The sequence below is a fragment of the Neobacillus sp. PS3-12 genome (assembly GCF_030915385.1).
GTDB lineage: Bacteria > Bacillota > Bacilli > Bacillales > Cytobacillaceae > JAEVLT01.
This window is the reverse complement of the sequence record NZ_CP133268.1, coordinates 3,232,014-3,252,856: the sequence shown is the minus strand read 5'-3', so window position 1 is coordinate 3,252,856 and position 20,843 is coordinate 3,232,014. Positions and strand designations below refer to the sequence as shown.

At 36.4% G+C, this 20,843-nt stretch carries 14 protein-coding genes, 3 pseudogenes and 1 riboswitch; of the genes and pseudogenes, 6 read left to right on the top strand and 11 right to left on the bottom strand.

Features of this window, described 5'->3' with window-relative positions; translation table 11 throughout:
* Positions 1–102: 102 nt before the first annotated feature.
* Positions 103–2,020 (top strand): annotated as a pseudogene (locus tag RCG17_RS16530) (LTA synthase family protein).
* A gap of 547 nt (positions 2,021–2,567) precedes the next feature.
* On the opposite strand, the gene ytaF reads toward RCG17_RS16530, so the two are convergent.
* From ytaF to RCG17_RS16500, 6 genes and pseudogenes are all read right to left on the bottom strand, one after another.
* Positions 2,568–3,197 carry a sporulation membrane protein YtaF gene (ytaF, locus tag RCG17_RS16525; protein WP_308171237.1) on the bottom strand — a complete coding sequence of 210 codons (630 nt, stop codon included), beginning with the start codon at positions 3,195–3,197 and terminating at the stop codon, positions 2,568–2,570.
* A 210-nt stretch (positions 3,198–3,407) separates the two neighbouring features.
* Positions 3,408–4,199, bottom strand: a complete 792-nt coding sequence (locus RCG17_RS16520) for a polysaccharide deacetylase family protein (RefSeq protein WP_308171236.1) — start codon at positions 4,197–4,199, stop codon at positions 3,408–3,410.
* A 436-nt stretch (positions 4,200–4,635) separates the two neighbouring features.
* Positions 4,636–5,434, bottom strand: a pseudogene (locus RCG17_RS16515) (divergent polysaccharide deacetylase family protein).
* An 81-nt stretch (positions 5,435–5,515) separates the two neighbouring features.
* Positions 5,516–6,628, bottom strand: a complete 1,113-nt coding sequence (locus RCG17_RS16510; protein ID WP_308171235.1) for a serine hydrolase domain-containing protein — start codon at positions 6,626–6,628, stop codon at positions 5,516–5,518.
* 304 nt (positions 6,629–6,932) lie between these two features.
* Complete coding sequence (locus RCG17_RS16505; protein ID WP_308171234.1) at positions 6,933–8,573, bottom strand: NRAMP family divalent metal transporter; 1,641 nt, start codon at positions 8,571–8,573, stop codon at positions 6,933–6,935.
* A 248-nt stretch (positions 8,574–8,821) separates the two neighbouring features.
* A riboswitch (M-box (ykoK) riboswitch) is annotated at positions 8,822–8,992 on the bottom strand.
* Positions 8,993–9,085: 93 nt separating this feature from the next.
* Entirely contained in the window at positions 9,086–10,264 is a 1,179-nt protein-coding gene (locus RCG17_RS16500; protein WP_308171233.1) for an FtsW/RodA/SpoVE family cell cycle protein, read from the bottom strand.
* A gap of 244 nt (positions 10,265–10,508) precedes the next feature.
* On the opposite strand from RCG17_RS16500, the gene RCG17_RS16495 reads away from it, so the two are divergent.
* Positions 10,509–11,156, top strand: a complete 648-nt coding sequence (locus RCG17_RS16495) for a DUF1232 domain-containing protein (RefSeq protein WP_308171232.1) — start codon at positions 10,509–10,511, stop codon at positions 11,154–11,156.
* 84 nt (positions 11,157–11,240) lie between these two features.
* Positions 11,241–12,302: an LCP family glycopolymer transferase gene (locus RCG17_RS16490; RefSeq protein WP_308171231.1), complete on the top strand. Its 1,062-nt coding sequence runs from the start codon at positions 11,241–11,243 to the stop codon at positions 12,300–12,302.
* A 256-nt stretch (positions 12,303–12,558) separates the two neighbouring features.
* On the opposite strand, the gene RCG17_RS16485 is transcribed toward RCG17_RS16490, so the two are convergent.
* A complete protein-coding gene (locus RCG17_RS16485; protein WP_308171230.1) occupies positions 12,559–12,981 on the bottom strand; it encodes a group II intron maturase-specific domain-containing protein in 423 nt (140 codons plus the stop codon).
* Positions 12,982–13,078: 97 nt separating this feature from the next.
* A pseudogene (locus RCG17_RS16480) lies at positions 13,079–13,228 on the bottom strand (reverse transcriptase domain-containing protein); the annotation flags it as partial.
* Between the two features lie 172 nt (positions 13,229–13,400).
* Between RCG17_RS16480 and RCG17_RS16475 the strand changes: the two are divergent.
* The 3 genes from RCG17_RS16475 to RCG17_RS16465 are packed head-to-tail and all read left to right on the top strand — an operon-like array spanning position 13,401 to position 16,615.
* On the top strand, positions 13,401–14,636 hold the full coding sequence (locus RCG17_RS16475) for a tyrosine-type recombinase/integrase (RefSeq protein ID WP_308171229.1): 1,236 nt from the start codon (positions 13,401–13,403) through the stop codon (positions 14,634–14,636).
* Positions 14,629–15,615 carry a tyrosine-type recombinase/integrase gene (locus RCG17_RS16470; protein WP_308171228.1) on the top strand — a complete coding sequence of 329 codons (987 nt, stop codon included), beginning with the start codon at positions 14,629–14,631 and terminating at the stop codon, positions 15,613–15,615. Before RCG17_RS16475 ends, RCG17_RS16470 begins: the two co-directional genes overlap by 8 nt.
* Positions 15,602–16,615, top strand: a complete 1,014-nt coding sequence (locus RCG17_RS16465) for a site-specific integrase (RefSeq protein ID WP_308171227.1) — start codon at positions 15,602–15,604, stop codon at positions 16,613–16,615. Before RCG17_RS16470 ends, RCG17_RS16465 begins: the two co-directional genes overlap by 14 nt.
* A gap of 100 nt (positions 16,616–16,715) precedes the next feature.
* Here RCG17_RS16465 and RCG17_RS16460 read toward each other — a convergent pair whose 3' ends face one another.
* The 3 genes from RCG17_RS16460 to RCG17_RS16450 all read right to left on the bottom strand — a co-directional run bounded on the left by RCG17_RS16460 (position 16,716) and on the right by RCG17_RS16450 (position 20,826).
* Positions 16,716–17,381 carry a reverse transcriptase domain-containing protein gene (locus RCG17_RS16460; protein ID WP_374120833.1) on the bottom strand — a complete coding sequence of 222 codons (666 nt, stop codon included), beginning with the start codon at positions 17,379–17,381 and terminating at the stop codon, positions 16,716–16,718.
* Between the two features lie 516 nt (positions 17,382–17,897).
* Positions 17,898–18,971, bottom strand: a complete 1,074-nt coding sequence (locus RCG17_RS16455; RefSeq protein WP_308171226.1) for a mechanosensitive ion channel family protein — start codon at positions 18,969–18,971, stop codon at positions 17,898–17,900.
* 325 nt (positions 18,972–19,296) lie between these two features.
* Positions 19,297–20,826, bottom strand: a complete 1,530-nt coding sequence (locus RCG17_RS16450; RefSeq protein WP_308171225.1) for an MFS transporter — start codon at positions 20,824–20,826, stop codon at positions 19,297–19,299.
* Positions 20,827–20,843 lie beyond the last annotated feature (17 nt).

Below are 20,843 nucleotides of genomic sequence, written 5' to 3'. Positions count from 1 at the left end.
ATGAAATTTAAATTCCTCTGGAAGGAACCAAGTTCTTTAAAAGATAACATTAAATTGATAATATATACATTATATCTCAACTTTCGCTTTGAGGAGAAAAAAATGAAGAAGACATCTAATAGCTATTTAATTTTTTTTGTTGTTTCTGTTGTGTTGTTTTGGATGAAAACATATCTTTCTTATCAACTTAATTTTAAACTGGGAGCAGATAATAATCTTCAAAAATTTTTATTATTTGTTAACCCATTGAGCTCTACCCTTTTCTTTTTAGGCTTTGCACTCCTTTCTAAAAAATACTTTAAACTTATTTTGATAGGAATCCAATTTCTCTTGTCCTTTTTATTGTATGCCAATATTGTTTATTATCGTTTTTTTAACGACTTTATTACTTTTCAGGTTTTACTTCAGGCTAAATCAAACGGTAGCCAGTTGGGGGATAGCGCAGCAGGGCTGATGCATTTTTCTGATATTTTTTATTTCACCGATACCCTCCTATTGATTGTTCTTGCCTGCACTCTATTTAAACAGGCTAAAATTAAAACCCGGAAAAACCTATAAATTCGTGTTTTTGTTTTCCATCGTCATTTTTTTACTTAATTTAAGTCTCGCAGAAAAAGACCGCCCTAACCTTTTATCCCTTAACTTTGATCGTAGTTATATTGTTAAATATTTGGGCGCTTATAATTATACAATCTTTGATATCATTCAAAATATTGAAACATCAAGTCAACGTGTTTTTGCATCAAGCAACAATCTTACAAATGTCGAAAACTATCGTAAGGCAACCTACACTCCTTCTAATCCTGCTCTTTTTGGAAAAGCAAAGGGAATGAACGTCATATTTGTTTCAATGGAGTCATTCCAAAATTTTATGATTGATTTAAGGATGCCAAATGGACAACTTGTCACACCATTTTTGGATTCATTGGCCCATGATGGCAGTACTTTTTATTTTGATCATTTTTATCATCAAACCGGACAAGGGAAAACGTCAGATGCAGAGTTCTTAATGGAAAATTCACTTTATCCTTTAAATCAAGGCTCTGTGTTCATCAGTAAAGCTCAGAACACGTATCAAGCCACTCCTGCGATTTTAAAAGGACATGGTTACAATTCGGCGGTTTTTCACGGAAACTATAAAACCTTTTGGAACCGAAATGTTATGTACAAAGAGTTAGGTTACGACCAGTTTTTTGATGCTTCCTATTACAATCTGACGCCTCCAAATATAAAGAACTTTGGAATGAAGGATAAGCCGTTTTTTGCTGAAAGTATGCCGATGCTCGAAAGTTTTAAACAACCATTTTATATGAAATTCATTACACTGTCTAACCATTTTCCCTTTGAAATAGACCCTGGCGATACTAATTTTCCAAAAGACAGTACTGGTGACTGGGCAGTGGATCAATATATGCAATCTGCACACTATATGGATGAGGCGCTGCAGCAATTCTTTGATTCCCTTAAAAAGGATGGCTTGTATGACAAATCCGTGATTATTCTTTATGGAGACCATTATGGCCTTTCCAGAAACAACTATCCTGCAATGGCAAAAGTGCTGGGTGTGAAACAAATTACTCCTGTAATGGACTCCAATTTTCAGCAGGTGCCACTATTCATCCATGTTCCGGGTGTTAAAGGCGGAGTACAACATCAAGTAGGAGGGGAAGTTGACGTTCGTCCAACTCTTCTTCATCTGCTGGGAATTGATACAAAAGATTATATTGAATTTGGTTCAGATCTGCTCTCACCACAGCACCGGAATTGGGTTGCTTTTAGAAATGGAGATTTTGTTTCAACCGATATCATTCCATCAGGAGACAAATGTTATAGTGTGGCTACAGGAACCCTTGCTGCTGATCAAAAATCATGCAGCAGCATCAGCAACAAAGTGAAAAATGAATTGCAAATGTCTGATATGATTGTGAACCAGGATTTGCTTCGGTTTTATCATCCAAATGGTTTTAAACCGATCAATCCAAACGACTATCAATATTTAGGACCTAAAGTAAAAAAGTAAGCTTGCTAACACAATAAAACAATTAAAAAAACCTGAGTCTACCATGTCAATACAGGACTCAGGTTTTTTAAGTTTAATTACTTGGATGTGATGTTACTGCTGTCACCTTTTGTTATCCAGGGCTTCCAAATTCCTTGCGTTAAAAAAATTAAAGCAGAAGCAATACAAAATCCGGCTTTATTTTAACATAAATACGCATATTCTTCCGAGTTAATTCATTTTCAAAAAATTGTAATGAAACGCCTGTGTTAAAACAACCTCGGATGGGGGCACCTTCCTTAAAAGGATTGTTTTCTCATATTTTTTAAGAAAAAACAAAAAGAAAATAAAGGGGAAGTACATCGAAAGGATGATTATCGTTTTTCCAATTTTAAAAAAACAATATTGTTCAAGAGTAGAAAAAAAGCGCATGCAAATATACATGCATATAAATCCTCAATCGGCAAAAGGCATCCCCCTCATCCTTTTGAAAAATGATAACGTTGTTCATCGACTGATATTTCATTCTTTTTTTTAACCATATTCCAGTAAATTCTTAAAAAAAATCTCATCTAAAAAAAATACTCTCGCATGCAATTAATAATAGGATTACACCGCTTATAATTGTTCCAAAATTCACCAATGAAAAGGAACCAATTCGAACATTGGCGGCTTTACGTCCAAGAGCAACACCTGTCCATACCATTAAGAAACTTCCTACTGCAGCTGTCAGAGATATAGCTAATGGCGACAATCCAAACAAACCGGCACTTAAACCATTTGTGATAGCATTTGCAGACAGGGCTACGCCAAGAACACAAGCTTCCTTAAATCCGATTTCTCCGGATTGGTCCAGATCTGCACGTTCGGGATTCTTCAAAATAATTTTAACTTTGTTCATATCTTTGGGGATTTCTTTTTCTGAACGAGTTTTACGTGGTACTGCCAATAAAATAATTCGAATCCCAATTATAATCAGCAGAAAAGCTCCAATCAAAATTGGGAAGATGCCGGGGACCACTGAAGATATCCATTTACCAAATACGATACCAAATTCACTAAATAGAAAACATATGACGGCGATTATGAGGTTTGCCCACATACCAATTCGAATCCCTTGTATACCATAGGAAATACCCACACCCAGATTATCTATACTTGAAGATAGGGCAAAGGCAAGAATGACTAGCCAAATCATTTATTACACTTCCCTTCTTTTGCCAACATGTTATGAGAAGGAGAAGTAAAAGTTCCTTTTCTATAGAAAATTATAAAATTCTGTTTTAAGGAGGAAGATTACCTTTATTCTCTTACATCGATTTTTCCATTCTACCTAATCAATGACCGAAGCTTTTGCGCTTATTGAACAAAGGGTATTTTTTCATTATTTATTTTAAGCTGGGAATCATTAACGAAACGGTTTAACATTTAATAACTGAGGGACCGTGGCAAAGTGATAGCCTTCTTTGTGTAGTGTTTGAATCGTGTATGGCAATGACTGAACCGTATCAAGTAGACTTTCTCCCTTTCCCCCTGCGCTATGTTGTAAAACAATAGATTCCGGACCAACATGAGCCAGTATATTTATTGAAACTTGCCGCGCTGTAAGCCCAGCCCAATCCAGGCTATCGACGTTCCAATAAATAATCTTATCCCCAAGTGACATAATTTCATGGATAACATCCAAGTTTAATGCCCCATATGGAGGTCGAAAAAGTACAGGTCTTACTCCAGCCAACCGATGAATTTCGTTCGATGTACTTTGAATCTGATTTCGCACTTCTTCCAGCGAAATTTTGGTTAAATTCGGATGGTTCCATGTGTGATTGCCTACCACATGTCCTTCTCTTATTATTCTTCTAAGCACTTCAGGATTTTGTTGTATTCGCCGCCCAACACACATAAACGTTCCTTTTACATTGAACCGCTTCAAAACATCAAGAACTTGAGGAGTCCAAACATCATCCGGTCCATCATCAAAGGTTAAAGATACTACCTTTCGATTTGTTGGTCCATGCAAAATGACTTCATTTGGAAACATAGAAGCCCAATCAACATGTTGAGTATGCGGAGGTCTTTCTTGAGGGCGTTCCGGTCCATGTTGAAGTGGAGCAAGTTGTCTGATAAAACTTTTCTCCACTCCTAAAGGAATTTGGCTTGGATTACTTATTACATTTTGAAACGCACTTGCATATGTCAAAGGTGGATTGACAATTCCTATAGACGGATCGTAATGGTAAAATGGTTGCTACAAATAAGGATTTGAATTATTTTCAGGCTTAAACATATTTTCTCCCCCATAAGTTTAATCAACTTTAATATATGAAGAATTAATAAAGTTGTTTTACCCATTAGGAAAGTAGGACGTATAGTAAGATAGAGTACAGAGTAATTTCAATGGTTCGTCGATGGAAAATGTTTATTCATATTTCATTTAATAATAGGCAGGTACCCATCATCATCATGCACAGCATCATACACAACACCATACTCATCATCATCACCATTACACAGGCACCCCCGGACATGCTACACATACAACACATACCGGACACAGAGAATATTAAGTTAAAAGTAAACAAAAAATAAAGCAGCTGAACTCTAAAAAATTAAGTTCAGCTACTTTATTTTTTTCCTTATGGGAGAAAGTTTCTTTTCATAAGTTCATTTTTCAATAACTCAGAGACGAAGACCAATTTAATCTGCCGTTTTTCAAACTCTTGCATCGATTCAAAAACCCCGTTCGAGCATACATTCCCCGTTACCCCCACATGACCGATAGCAATACCCTGCCCTTTTATTTCAACTATTTTTGCTAATTTTTTCATTTGATTATTTACATGAGAAACCGTGCAAATATCATCAAGAAATACATCTTCTTTAATAATGGGCCCCCATCTCCTGAGCTATTTTAGAGAATTTAGAATTAGGACTAGTTGCACTATCAACAATATACAGATTCCGCTCTTTTGCTACTTCTATAACCGACCTTACAATCTTTTCATTCTCCACAGCGAGAGATCCCATGTGATTATTAAGTCCTTTTGCATATGGTACGGTTTCAATGGCTTCGTAAACCCGTTGTTTTACTTCTTCTGGGGTTAAATCAACGGTAATTGGTTTTGGGCCAAGCCAAGACCTTTTTCCTTTTTTGGCCTGCATGGGCAAATGAATGATTACTTCAATGCCATTGCGATGAGCCCATTTTGCATGCTCCTTTGATTTTGCTGTATAAGGCATAACAGCAGCTGTTATTGGAATACCTCCTCCAAGAAATCTTTCTACACCACCTTTCCCTCCACCGCCAAAATCATCTATAATTATTGCAGCTTTATACTGCTTGGTCTCTTTTCCATAGGAAATATGAGGAGGGATTAAAATTACCAGTAAAAGGATAATAAGAATAGGGATAGGGATAGATGTGTATTTTTTCATTTTTATCACCGATTTTAACTTTTAAAGTTAACTTACCCCAGTGAATGAAATAAATACAATTATAGTTTTACACATTCATTATTATTGATAGCTGCTTTCTGTAATTTGACGGATATCGGACATGATCGATTTAATATTGATGGAATTCCCGCGTTCATTCAACAGAACTGCAATGGATGTTTTATCCGCAGGATAATACGCATGCATTGTAAACCATCCACCTAAAACCCCAACGCTGTATACAAAAGTGGTATCGTTATAAAGACCCAGCCCATATGTAGACTTGCCTGAAGGAGTAAGAATCTGCTTAAGACTAGCCTGTGAAGTGAGACGTCCATTCATTAATGCTTGATCGTACTGAGCTAAATCCAAGGCGGTGGAATAAATGCTCCCACATCCAAAAAGCGCGTAGGTATTCAGGTACTTTGTCGGTGTGTAGTTATCTCCATTTAGTAAATAACCAACAGAAGTATAGGGAACAGGATGCTCCGGGGTAATAAATCCACTGTCCTTCATTGGAACTTTATCAAATATATTTGTTTGAATAAAATGATTAAGATCCATTCCCGTCACTTTTTCCAACACATATCCAAGAACAATGTAATTTGTATCTAAATAATCCCATCTGCTACCTGGGGGATATTTTAATCCTGCTTTTTCAATTTCCTGTACTAATTTTAATGGTGTAGTATCTCCTTGATGCCAACGTAATCTTTGAATACCTGATGTATGTGTCAAAAATTGATACAGTTTAATGTTGTTTCCATCTGGAAATGTTGGTATATATTTTGAAATTGGGTCTTGAATGTTTAATTTTCCTTGTCCCTGCAGCTTCATTATGCTCGTTGCGACAAAGGTTTTTGTAATGGAACCAATGGGAAACGTAGTGGATGGTTGATTTAAGACTTTTTTATCGATATCCGTATAACCAACACCATCATTAAACAAAATGTAGTTATCCTTGACAATCGCAACTGCTCCGCTTAATTTATTTTTTTGCAAATAATCCTTTACTTCTTGTCGAAGCTTCGCTTCCTTTTGATGTTCTTTTTTTAGTTTATTATTTTTTTTTACGACTTTTACGTATTTTTTCGTATCAGTTGTATTCTTACCTAGATTGGACCATCCACATCCACCAAGTGTGCAAACAATCAATAAGGAGATGAACAGGACCCAACAATTCTTAAAGTTCATATGATGTCACACATCTTTCTTTTTGATCTTATTATTTGAAAAAGAATTAATAAAAATATGCATATTGTATTTTAATCTTGATAAACTATAGCCAAAACATTTTATCTGAAAGTATTATAAACATTAATCTTAAAAATACTCAATACAGGAGTTGGTGATAATAATGATCGTGTCCATGGCAAGAGTAATTATTTGTACTCTCCTTTTACTTTTCAATTTTTAATATTTAAATTTAGCAAATTGCATTAAAAAACCCTTTAAAACCATATTTAGTCTAAAGAGTTTTATTTTAAATGACTTTATCTTAATGAGTTCCAAGGGCGAGTTGTACCACCTTTACTACAATCAATATTACTGCTATTAGCAGATAACCGCGCAGTAAGAGCATTCCAAGTTTCCGCGTTTTTGACCATTCTGGTTTTTGTAGTTCGTTTAAGGGCTTCATTCTCCACAAATGCCGGTCAATAGCAGGCTGTACTTTTTCTATTTTTTCAATTTCCGTTTTACTTTTTTGGCTGTAATATAGAAATCCAGCTATTGTAAGTCCAAAAATCAGTGCTCCTGATAGAACTTCAGTTAACAACTTTATATCAAAATGAGGATATAGCGTTGTTACCGCAAGAATTAATGAAAGGATGACAAGAACACCGACAATAATGGAATTTACCACATTTAACCACATTTTATTTACCCATGGACCTAAAACATCTTTGTCATTGCAAAGCAGTAAGAGAAATACAGTAGCACTTGGCAGAAGAATCCCGGCAAGCGCCTGTACAGCCGTTGTAATGAGTCCTAGCGGCGCATGCGGAATCAGCACAATACCTGCTGCAATGAAGATCAGTACCCCGTAGCTGAGATAAAACCCTCTTGCTTCTTTTACACTCCGATGCAAGGAATGATTGACTCCAAACACATCACCGAAAGCATAAGATGTAGAGAGTGTTACAGCTGCTGCACCAATCAATGAAGCATTTAACAAGATAAATGCGAAAAATGCTCTGGCTAATGGGCTGATTTTTGCAGCCAATCCTTTTGAAATAGTACCGGCATCGACGAAATGCCCCATCAGGTTTGTGCCATGAAAAGCAAAAGCTGTTGTCATGATTAAAGCGGCAGCGCCAATAACCACTATAAAAGCGCCAATTATCGTATCAGCCCGTTCATACGCCATCCATCTCAGTGTAAGACGTTTGTCGATTACGTTAGACTGTTGGAAAAACAATTGCCATGGAGCAACGGTAGTCCCAACCATACTGATAATCAAGAGCATGACATCTGAATTCAACCCGCCTTGAATATGGGGAACAACAAAATCATGAATCACAGATCCTGCGTTTGGACGACTCATAAATGCAAGCGGAAATGTAAGCAAGTTAGAAACGATAAACAAATACATAATGGATTCCCATTTTCTAAAGCTGCCAGTCATCGTGCAAGCAATTAATAAAACTGCTGCAACTGGGACAGAAATATAGGGAGGAACCTCAAAATAACTCATTGCCAAGTCAATTCCAATAAATTCCGTTACCAGGGTTAAACAATTGACGAGAAACAAGTCCCCAACTGAAAAAGCTCCCCAGAAACGTCCGAAACGTTCAAAAATTAATTTTGCATGCCCTACACCTGTGACTAAGCCAAGCCGCACAACCATTTCCTGGTTTACAATCAGTATCGGGATCAGCAAAAGAAGTACCCATAATAAGCTGGTTCCATAATTTTGCTCAGCTTGAGCATAAGTAGCAACACCGCCCGCATCATTGTCCCCTACCATCACAATAAGACCCGGACCCATGATCGCCAGCAATGTGCGGAAGCGCGCCCACCATGTTTTACGAGGGGCAAAATCCTGTTCTTTTATGGTGCCGAATGTACCGCGAATGTCACCAACATGTGCTTTGTCCAAAACAGCAGATGATAGGTTGGTCGAAAGATTTTTTGCCATAGTATATGACCTCCTTAAATTCGGATATGAACTTGTTGTAAAAATTGAATAAGCACATACTACTCGGGTCTTCTCCCATAACCTATCACCTCCTGTTGGTATATAAATTTGAGTTAATATACATTATGCATATTTCGAAAATATGTCCAGGCTCCCCCCTCGGAAAAAAAGAAAATAATAAAAAGACCCCCACTCAACAAGAGTAAGGGTCTGAAATCGCAGCAAAAAAACGTAACAAATAAGCGAGTATACCTCTCCCTAGTTGAGCTTTAGCACTGTATAGCATAGGTTTGTTACATACACCAGCTACGTTAAAAAAGACCTTCATTCCGATCTTTCCTGTTGACCCATTGGCGTCTTTCGACGTTTCCGGGCAGCAGCATTTCTCTATACAGGAGCCTCACCTAACAGAGACCAATATTAAATTCCCATGTATTATACTAATCTTGGTTTTTATAAGTATCAATAAATTTTTTAAGAATAAACATTTAATAGTAAGGTAGCAAGCAGAATCAATCATTTCTTTTCGAAAACATATATCCACTAGTTGATTTTCTTATGGAAAGAACTATGCCGATTAAGATCATATTTGAAAACAATGAACTACCCCCAAAAGTTAAGAAGGGAAGTGATATCCCTTTAACAGGCATTAACCCTACAACCATTCCAATATTTTGAAAGATCTGCACAGCCATGCTCAATGCTATTCCTGCACATATAGATGCATCGAAAATTGACTTAGAAGAATATCCTATTGCAACAATCTTATATATGAGCAGCATGAACATGGTGATGACCATGGAAGCCCCTAAAAATCCACCTTCTTCTGCCACAGTTGAAAAAACGAAATCAGTCGTTTTTTCGGGAACATACAAGGTACCTTTTCCTAAACCAGCTCCTATAGCTTCCCCGCTCCCAACAGCCAAAAGAGACTGCTCCGTTTGATAAGCTTGATCACTGTTTCCATTTGGATTCAACCAGCCTATAATTCGATCCTGCTGATGGGGAGATAATAAAGGAATTAAGTCTTTAAAAATAATGTTTGGCTGAAAAAAATATAAATAGACAAGGGCTCCTGCGATCAGTACAGGGACGATAATACAAACAGCAATTACTCCTTTTTTGAGACCCGATAAATAAAGCATGGCCGCAATTGCAATAAAATAGAGAAGAACCATTCCTGTATCCGGCTGAATATAAACCATAATTGAAGGAGGAATGGTTATTAACATAATTTTGCCGATGATCAGTAAATCGGTTACCCATGTTCTTGCAACATAAAGCTCATTATGTTTTTTAATTAAATGTGCAGTTAAAAGAATTAAGGAAATTTTAAAATACTCCGATGGCTGAATCGAACCAATTAAAGGAATATTAAACCATCTTTTTGCTCCCAGAATAGTTGGGGCAATGGATGCTGGACAGAATTTTAAAATAACGATCAGGAAAAATGTAAAGGCGTAAGAAATCCAAGCTAACCGCTCAATTTGATCTACATCAAGTTTAGCAACAAAAAATAACAGGACAAATCCAATTATATAATTGATCCCCTGCTTTACTACGAAATCTTGTGTCCCATAAAAACCCGTTTTTTGACTGCTATAAATGAATGTTAAACTTATAATAAAAAAAGCAAATAAGGTGAATATTACACCTCGATCTAGTTTCTTTAAAAAACTGGTTGTTTGCATTTATTATCACCATAATCATATTTTTATAGTTTTTCACAATAACATTATAAAATATATGTTAATGTTGACATTTAATCAATAGCATTTCATAAATAATTTGACAAAATGTCAACAAAATCGTTGACGTTTTGTCAAACACAAGATATATTTTGATAGATATTACTTGTTAAATTAGAAGTATTCTAAAAGGTATGCAAGATTAATGCTTTTTTTAGCACCAATTAGTAAAAGAAAGAGACGTAATATGACTGAGGAAAATACAAATAACAGTATTGGTTTGCTTTTAAAAGCGGTATTAAAGCAACGATCATTATCAATGAAGAAATTCAGTGAACTTACTGACATCGATATTGCAACAATCTCGCGAATTATAAACGGAAAGCGGAAAGCTAACCCGAACCATTTACAAAAATTTGCGGATTGCCTTGATGTTCCTATTTCTGAATTATTTGCAGCTGCGGGTTATCCCATAGAAACAAATAAGGATATGCAATTAGACGACATGCATTCAACCATTAACAGTATACAAGAAATACTAAAAACATCAAATATGAACATTGAAACATTTACAATTAATAGTGTTAAACAAAAGTTAGACTCCTACACCAAATATACGTTAACAAAGGATGGAAAGGGAGTCATCTTAAGGAACTTTGAGAAAAAGGTTCAACAAGTTGGAAGTATCGGTCCATTTATTGACCATCTAAAGGATATGTTTTTGAAATTCAGCAAAATGAAAGGCTCTCCACATGAGTTAGCTTTAATAGGCGGTGCATTACTATATTTCATTTCACCAATAGATGTTATTCCTGATTACCTTTTTCCGATAGGTTATTTAGATGATGCTCTTGTTATTAAATTAGTCTTAGATTTACTATCAAAAGAAGTTTGATAGTATAAAGAAGTTTTTAAAGAACTTATAGAGGATTTAAAATTATCTGTAGCTAAAACTACTGTTTAGAAAGGAACAGTTTTTATGAACGATTCTAGGGTCAATCAAAAAATCAGAAAAAGGAAGAAGATCCGGTGGTTCCGAATCAGTTTGTTAGTCCTTTTCGTCTTATTATTTGGCGGAGGTGCCTATTTTTACAATGTTTACAGCAATGTGGCACAAGCTGTAAACAAAATGAATAAACCAGTTTTAGGAGGCCTTTCTACCAATCAAGCATCAAAAAAATTAAATAGTTTAGATCCGATTTCTATCTTGTTGGTCGGCGATGACCATCGCTCCGACGAACAAGGCAGCAACACTGATACTATGATAGTCATTACAATTAATGCTAAAACTAAAACAACGAAAATGCTAAGTATTCCACGTGATACCCGTACTGAACTAATTGATAAGAAAGATCCAACTAAGAACAGGGTGGATAAAATTAACGCTGCATATGCGTACGGCGGACCAGAAATGCTAATCGATACGGTTGGAAACTTTTTAAATATACCAATCGATTATTTGGTTGAAGTGAATTTTCAAGGCTTTCAAGATATCGTAAATACAGTGGGTGGCATTGACGTAAATAACCAATATCCATTTGAACTGAATGGAGTTACACTGAAAGCTGGTCCACAACACTTAAATGGTTATCAGGCACTTCAATATGCCCGTATGAGACACCAAGACCCAAGAGGTGACTTTGGACGTCAGGAAAGACAACATGAAGTTATTACGAAAGTTGTCGATAAAGCTAAGTCAATGTCAACTTTGGTAAACTATGATAAAATGCTAAAAGCACTGTCCAATAACATTACAACTAACCTAACCTTGGATGATATGATCAGTTTAGCTAAGTCTTACAAACCTGCAACTAAAAACATTGAAAATGTGTCCCAAGTTGAAGGGCAAGGAGCAACAATTGGCTACAGTTGGTATTTATTAGTTGGTGACCAAGAAAGACAAACCTTGTCCGATGAACTTTGCGCATCATTAAATTTAGCTCCAAGCCCTGTTACAAAATTTTATAAAGGTACAGGGATTATAAATAATTTTAGCACGACCAGAATGACCGTCAGCGAGTTGCACGAGCATAAAATATAGGTACATGGCAATATCTTGCCATCATCATACATCAATAAACCATAACATCAATTAAAATAACCCCTGTTTACATGTGAACTGCACCCCTATTGTTAGAGACTGCTAACAATAGGGGTGCAGTTTTTTATGGGGAAGTTTTCACCGGAATTGCTTAATTCTATTAAACAGAAAAACAATCGAGTAGAGGGAAAATAAGTTGATTATTTTCGCCCCTCTCACACCACCGTACATACGGTTCCGTATACGGCGGTTCAATTTATATTACAGTGTGTACTTTTAGATAATGTTCTAAAGCGGAGGTAAGTCCCCTCTGCTTTAGTCTTTTGTTTGAGATTGCTCTTTGGACAACTTTTGATAGTCCAATATACCGATAACCTCTTCGGCAAAAGGTTAATCCTTTCGCTTCTTCCTCAGGAATCCCTAATTGAGTAAGCGATTTTATTTGTTTCTTCGGTACCTTCCATTGCTTCCAAATGATTACCCTGATTCTGGAACGCAGTTTCATATCTGTTCGTTCCATAGCTTTTTTCATATTTGCGGTTCTAAAGTAGTTGACCCACCCGAATATGACTTGTTTCAGTTTCAATATTCGGTAGTCTAACGGAACACTCCAGTTTCGCTTTGTCAGTTGTCGAAGCTTTCTTTGAAATTTCTGCACTGAAGTTGGGTGAGGTTTCACTATGGTATCTCTTGTTTTTAGTGTCATAATAATACCCAAATCCCAAGAATTTTAACTCTTTTGGGCGAGAGATTTTACTCTTTTCGGTATTTACGATCAATCCTAATTTCTCTTCTATAAATCTCACGATTGATTTCATCACTCTGTCCGCTGATTTTTCGCTTTTAACAAAGATGAGGGCATCATCAGCGTATCTCACGAATCGTAATCCTCTACTTTCTAGTTCCTTATCGAGTTCATTCAACATAATATTACTCAATAGTGGACTGAGGTTGCCTCCTTATGCAAAGAAAGTAATTATGCAAAGTAATTAATAAAAAAGCTAATTTATCAACTCTTTTATTCGATTTACTTTGCATAATATCCGAAAATGATATATGAGCCTATGCTCAAAAATTATCATTTTTGGGGGAATACTTATGCAAAACGTCCCACTAGCTCAACTAATTAATGATCTAGACCAGGAAATGATTCGACTAGGTTACACTATAGGCACCATGAATTTTTACAGAAGACGTTGGGAAAACCTTCTTCAATTTGCAAAGGAACGAGGCGAAACATTTTATTCAGAACAATTAGGAATTGATTATGTAGAAAAATACTTTCATATTCTTGAAAAAGATTTGAATGGAACTCTTTCACAATCTGAGACTCAAGAGCTTCGTGTCATTAGAATGATTGGTAATTTTCAACTGCACCGTACCATTTTACGTCGATACTATAAACATAAGGAGATCCTTACGGATCAATATTTTATTCAAATTAGGAACAGATTTAAGCAATACTGTTCAAATAAGGATTACTCCAAGGTCACAATAGACCATTATGTAAAACAATCATCTCGATTCATGGATTATCTCTCTTCTCAAAAAGTTACAGAATGTAAAGAAATCAACATCACGTTGATTAATAACTACATCAAAACCTTGGCCGGTTATACCTATAAAACTGTTGAACAAAATATTTGTTCTATACGTGCTTTTCTTAGATTTCTTTTGGAAACTGGTGAAATACAGACAGATTTAGCTGGAAAAACACCAATGGTTCAAGCAAGAAAACAGACCCGTATTCCATCCGTATGGACAGAAGATGAGTTAAAAAAACTAATCGCAGCTATTGACAGAGGGAGCCCGAAGGGCAAACGTGACTATGCAATTATTTTAATGGCCTGCTGCCTCGGTTTGCGATGTAAGGATATTAAAAATCTTAAAATAGAGCACTTCCATTGGGAAGAAAAGAGACTTGTTTTTACACAATCAAAAACTAGACAGCTCATATCTCTTCCATTGACACCGGAGGTGGGCTGGGCGGTAATTGATTATCTTAAATACGGTCGTCCTAAAGTAGGCTGTCCTTATATATTCGTAAAGCATATGGCACCATTTGGTCCGTTTTCAGAAGAGGACCATTTAAATCAGTTAATCAAAAGGTACATGGAATTTGCGCACATTCCAACACTAAAAAAAAGAAGAGGAATGCATTCTCTCAGGCATACAATAGCCAGTAAGCTTCTAGAAAAGGATACCCCACTTTCTACTATTTCAGATATTCTTGGGCATGTCGATACCAACTCAACATCAGTTTATCTAAAGGTTGATATCAATAAGCTTAGGGAATGTTCCATAGATTTTGAAGAGGGCTCTTATCATGAATGAAATTATTTATGAAGGTCCATTTAAGGACCATCTCAAAAATCATGTGGAACTTAAACAAGCCATCGGATACAAATACATTACTGATTCACATCACCTAAGACGTTTTGACAGATTTACATTAGAAAAATACCCTCATGCCACAGAGCTTACTAAGGAAATCGTTCTAGACTGGTGTAGAAAAAAGTCTTACGAGTCACAGGCAAACCAATGTTCACGCTGCTCAATTATTCGGCAATTTGGAAAATATCTTGATTCTATTGGAGTTAAAGCATATATCATTCCCAAGGGATATTTTCCAACTGAAGAACAATATATACCATATATTTATACAAGCGAGGAATTAACAAGGTTCTTTGCCGAGACGGAAAAATGCAAATATTGTTATGAATGTCCACACAGACATCTGATAATGCCTGTTTTCTTTAGAATGATTTATATGTGTGGGTTGAGGGTATCTGAAGCAAGACTTCTCAAAGTAGCTGACGTTGACATTGAAAACGGAATCCTCTCCATAAATAATTCTAAAAAGGATAATAGTAGGTTAGTACCCATGTCCATGTCCCTTACGGAACGTTGTGGGCTTTATGCAAAAATTGTACATCCATTTCCAAAAGGAGAAGAATATTTTTTTCCTGCACTGGATGGCAACCCGATGACGTTAGGAAATGTATATAAAAACTTCCGTCGGTTTTTATGGAGTGCAAGAATTTCACACGGGGGAAGAGGAATGGGCCCTCGTATTCATGATTTCCGCCATACTTTTGCAGTCCATTGTCTCAAAAAATGGGTGGAACAAGAAAAGGATTTAACGACATATCTTCCAATACTTAAAACGTATATGGGGCACGATTCTTTTGAGGAAACTGCTTATTATTTGCGTCTTACCGCAGATGTTTTCCCAAAAATTACATTAAAACTAGAAATACAATACCCAGATATTATCCCTCTATTAGGAGGTGTCACCGATGAAACCTTCTAATTTTGCGAGGCATCTAACAGAATTCCTTTCGGTATATCTCCCATCACAGAAAAATGTCAGTAAGAATACCGTCCAATCATACCGTGATACTTTTAAACTATTGATAAAGTACTGTCAGGAAGTAAAAAGTATCTCGGCCGAACGAATTACACTAGAATTGCTTTCATGCGAACTGCTTAATGGCTTTTTAGGATGGTTGGAAACAGCTAGGAATTGCAGTATTTCAACTAGAAACCAAAGACTTTCAGCGATACATTCCTTTTTTCGTTATGTACAGTCCGAGGAACCTTCCGGTTTATTCCATTTTCAAAAGGTAATCGCAATTCCTACTAAAAAGGCAAACAAAACTGTAGTAGAGCATCTAACCCCAGAAGCTATGAAATTACTTCTTGAACAGCCCGACAGGAGCTGTCCGAAAGGACGGCGAGATCTAACATTAATGAGTGTTCTATATGATACTGGAGCCAGAGTACAAGAATTAATTGATCTTAGAGTCAGTGATGTAATCCTGGAATCACCGGCAGTGGTTGTATTAACCGGAAAAGGAAACAAAACAAGACGTGTTCCTCTTATGAAGAATACCATATCATTATTGGAGCGCTATATTACTGAGAATAAACTGGATAAACCTTGGAAAAATCAATATCCCCTCTTCTCAAACAACCAAAATAACAAACTAACAAAGGAAGGGGTCGCCTATATTATTTCAAAATATGTTGAGCTATCAAGGAAAATATCAACCATTGTACCTCCAAAAGTAAAACCTCATATGTTTCGGCATTCGAAGGCCATGCATTTATTACAAGCAGGAGTAAATCTCATATACATTCGTGATTTCCTTGGACATGAAGATATAAAAACAACAGAAATATATGCCCGAACCGATACTGAAACGAAGAGAAAAGCAATTGAAAATGCTTATACCGATTTAATTGATGGTAATCTTCCTGACTGGAACCAGGATCAGGCTCTGCTTACTTGGCTGAACGAATTAAAATAGGTCAGAAATTATGCAAAGTAAATGGAAAATAAACTTCTATTTTTAGAGCTTTAGGAAGTTTACTTTGCATAATATTTTACTTCGCATAAGGAGGCTTATGCTAAGCTTTGCATAAGCCTCCTTGCGGAGTCCCGATTGGTGTTTCTTCGTATTTCCCATTCACCATGACTCCACTGACAAGGTATTTTCTTATTAGAGAGATAACGTCTCCATCATCTATTGTGTTGGCTATAATTCTCATGAGTTTATCGTGGTGGACTGTATCGAAGAATCTTTCAAGGTCAATGTCCACTACCCAATCATGCCCGTCATTCAGAAATTCCAAGCTCTTTATAATTGCCATCTCACAACTTCTTTTTGGTCTAAAGCCGTAACTGTATTCACTGAATTGCTTTTCAAATATCGGACTGAGTACTTGATGAATGGCTTGTTGAACTACTCTATCCACTACTGTTGGTATTCCCAATTTGCGCATCTTGCCATTTTCTTTTGGAATCTCCACTCGTAAGGCAGCTTGTGGTTGGTATTTTCTTGTTCTGATGCGCATACGTAGTTCATCTTTGTTCTCTTTCAGATATTGTTTTAGTTCGCCGACTGTTACTCCATCGACTCCACTTGCGCCTTTATTTTTATAGACACGTAAGTAGGCCGCGTTCATATTTTGATTACTTAAAATCTGTTCTAAAAGTTTCACACTCGTTTCTCCTTTCCTCTCACGTAGTAAGTAATATCTCCTTTTTTTGGTTATCCTTTGAGATACGCTCATACTTTCACCATTAATACATTCGGAGTTCGTCACTTACGCATTTGTGGCGTTGAAACACTATAAATTGTTCAGCCCTTCATGAGCTTACTCATTACTATGGCTTCTGCTGACTTCTTGCGGCTAACCTTTTTCGACTGTACTTACGTACATCCGCAAGACCTCCCAGGGTAAGACAACTATCTTTCCTCTTTTACTCGCCTGATTTACTCTACGAAGTTACGCACATCTTTTGGACTTTGACTTGTCATGGAGTCTCATCCCCTTATAATAGAGCCTTAGTATCAGATTTCTGTTCGTCGAGCCAAGATTTTATTCCACGCTTCCTCCACCCCTTACCTCAGGTAAGTACCTTGCGCTTCCTTAGTGGTTGGTCGATGTGTACCCCCACAGTGGACTTTCACCACCTAGATAGTTGCCATGCCTGGCACACATAAAAAAGACCCTTTTAGGGTCTAGGAAATAAGCGACTAAAAATAGGGGCATCCGCCCAATGTGCGGAGGATAAACTCAATGGTTTTAACGGATTGATTCCTTTACTCTTTCTGCCATACTTCTAATATGCAAATCCATTTGTGGATAAGGTATATCAATGTGATTCTCAGAAAATATCCTATTGATTCGAAAGTTGAGATTACTTTTTATCAAACCTAATTTATTTGGGTCCTGAATCCAAACATTCAATTCAAATTTCATTGCGAAATCACCAAAACCCACAAAACTTACAGATGGTTCTGGTGAGGTTAGAACTACTGGCGAAACCACATGCTCTTCCATTGCAGCTTCAATCAGCAAGTCACGTACATTTTCCACGTCGGATCCGTAAGCAACGCCAATAGGAATGACAAGGCACATCCTCGGGTCACCAAATGACCTATTGACGACTTTTTGTTGTAAAAAATAGGAGTTTGGTACAATAATATGTTCATTCAGTCCTGTTTTGATAATGGTTGCTCTCATATTAATTTTTTCAACATCACCGGTAATATTCTCAATAACGACACGGTCTCCCACTTTAATGGGTCTTTCAAAAAGTAAAATAATCCCGGATATGAAATTAGAGGCAATATTTTGAAGTCCGAACCCGATACCGACACTGAGTATGCCTGCAAACATCGTTAATGCACTAAGATTAATTCCAACTGTGCTTAAACTTATTATGATTGCTACAATCATAATCGAATAATGGATAATTCGGTCAAAGGTAAATCGGGTACCTTTATCTAGGCTGTACCTGTGATAGAACCCTGGTAGTATTACATTCGTTAATAACTTCGACAATCGGCTTGCTAGGGAAATAATCAGGATGGCAACAATGATCAGAAAAAGAGTAACATCAACACTACCAATTTTTAAAATTTTTGCAAACATCCATTTTGCTTTTGAAAAGTACAGAAGTAAAAAAATGAGAGTTCCATAGAATGTGAGCCAATTCACCATACTCTTCATCGCATCATAGTATTTCGGAAATTTCCGTGCACTCCTCAGAAGAAACATTCGTATAAAATAAATTCCAATGATTACACCAGCGATAATAAATAAACTGCTATAATCAAAAGTTCGAAACCATGTTGTATTTATGGAAAACTTCAACTACTTACATCCCCTTACGACCTTTTAAATTGTAAAAACAGCCGCTTCATATTATAACATTTATACTTCTCCCATACCTGAGGTATTTTAGCCCATTTTTTAGTGATTTACGTTGGTGAATATTAAGTACTAAAATGCTCGTAGTTTTTTTAGGATATAAAGAAAACTCGCTGATTGGCGAGCCTCTAAGGGCGAAGACAGAGGCGTAGTTGCACTTATGCGACATAGGAAAGTATAAATTTTGAAAAAAATTTATACTTTTAGCTATTAGCTAAGAAAAACCGGGCAAAAACCGCCCGGTCCTTTTTGCTAGTAAATCTGTCCGTTAATTTTCACTTGCACCTTGATTGTTTGGCCAAAGGGTGTTATATGGATGCCCGGTCAATTCCTCCACCACTTTTTGTGTTTCTTCTTTCACCTCAGTTTTCGAACCTCCATCTTCTAAACGGTCTAATTCTTTTTTAAGAAGAGTATGTGTATGTTTATTCAATTTAAATGACCAAGAGAAGAATAGAGCTAGGGCAATAAGAACCACTGGTCCAACAAAGAAAATCAAAGCTATTCCTGTTTGAACAGAATGTGGAGTATTCGTTACATTTGTCATCGCTTTGGAATTAAACCCGATTGACGCTAACAAAATTCCAGCAATCCATGAAGCAAGTGCACCTGTTGATTTTCTGAAGAAAGTCATCACAGAAGCATAAATTCCGGCTCGGCTTTCACGAGTCATAATGCGATCGACATCAGGAATAAACGGAAAAACATTCCATGGAGTAAACTCCAAAATGGCACGCCCCGCTTGATAAAATACGGAAATCGTAATTAGTATCCATATTGGATTTTGAATATGCAATGCCCATGTCACAAAATACCCAATCATTGTGATAATAATAGTAATATAGCTTAGTGAGAACAAAAATTTTGGCCCATGAGTAATCATTAATTTAGCTGCAATTAGTGTTACTAAAATCCCAACAATTGAAAGGGCTTGAAGCGTCCATGGAAAATCTGCTTTTACACCATAAATACAACAAATAATAAACGTTGGAAGCAAAGTTGAATAGAAATCTTTACCGGTAAAAGATAAAATATATACAGCTAAATGTTTACGGAAAGCTTTGTTTTTGAAAGTTGAAAAATAATCTTTAATCGTTTTTGAAACAAATTCGCCTATACTTAATCTTGGCTGTGCGTTCAACTCCTGAATAAATTCAGGTGTCAAAGGTTTTTCCCAAGTAGTTCGATAAGAAACAAAGATTGCTACAACAAATATAACCGTCCAAATAACTCCAGTTATTATATAGGCATTAGGATTTTTCATATGCTGCAATACTGCTAGAACAATAAAAACAAGTGCTGTTCCTGTTGCAGAAATAAACATTCGAGAACTAGACAAGACTGTACGAAGAGTGTAATCCTCAGTCATTTCAGTTGGCAATGTTTCCCATGGAATCAAGATCATCGCAATAACCAACTCAATTGCCACATAAATGATTAAATAGTATCGCCAATCATCAGATTTCACCCAAAATAAGGGGAATACTATTGCAAATAGAATTCCACCCAATAAAATAAAGAAATGGCGTCGGCCAAAGCGCTGTCCAAGCTTTGTTCGATAAAATCCATCTGTAATGGCACCAAAGAACAATGAGAAAATAGCATCGATAATCCGGCCAATTCCCGTGATTGCACCTGCGAAAGCTGGACTAATTCCTTGACTTAGTACAAAAGCAAAAATGACACCAGAAACAATATTATTCCAACCGCCACCCATTAAATCAGTTAATCCGAATCCTATTCCACGAGCAACAGTAATAGGCTTGGACTTATAAACCCAATTATTTACTTTTGACATATTGTTATCCTTCTTCC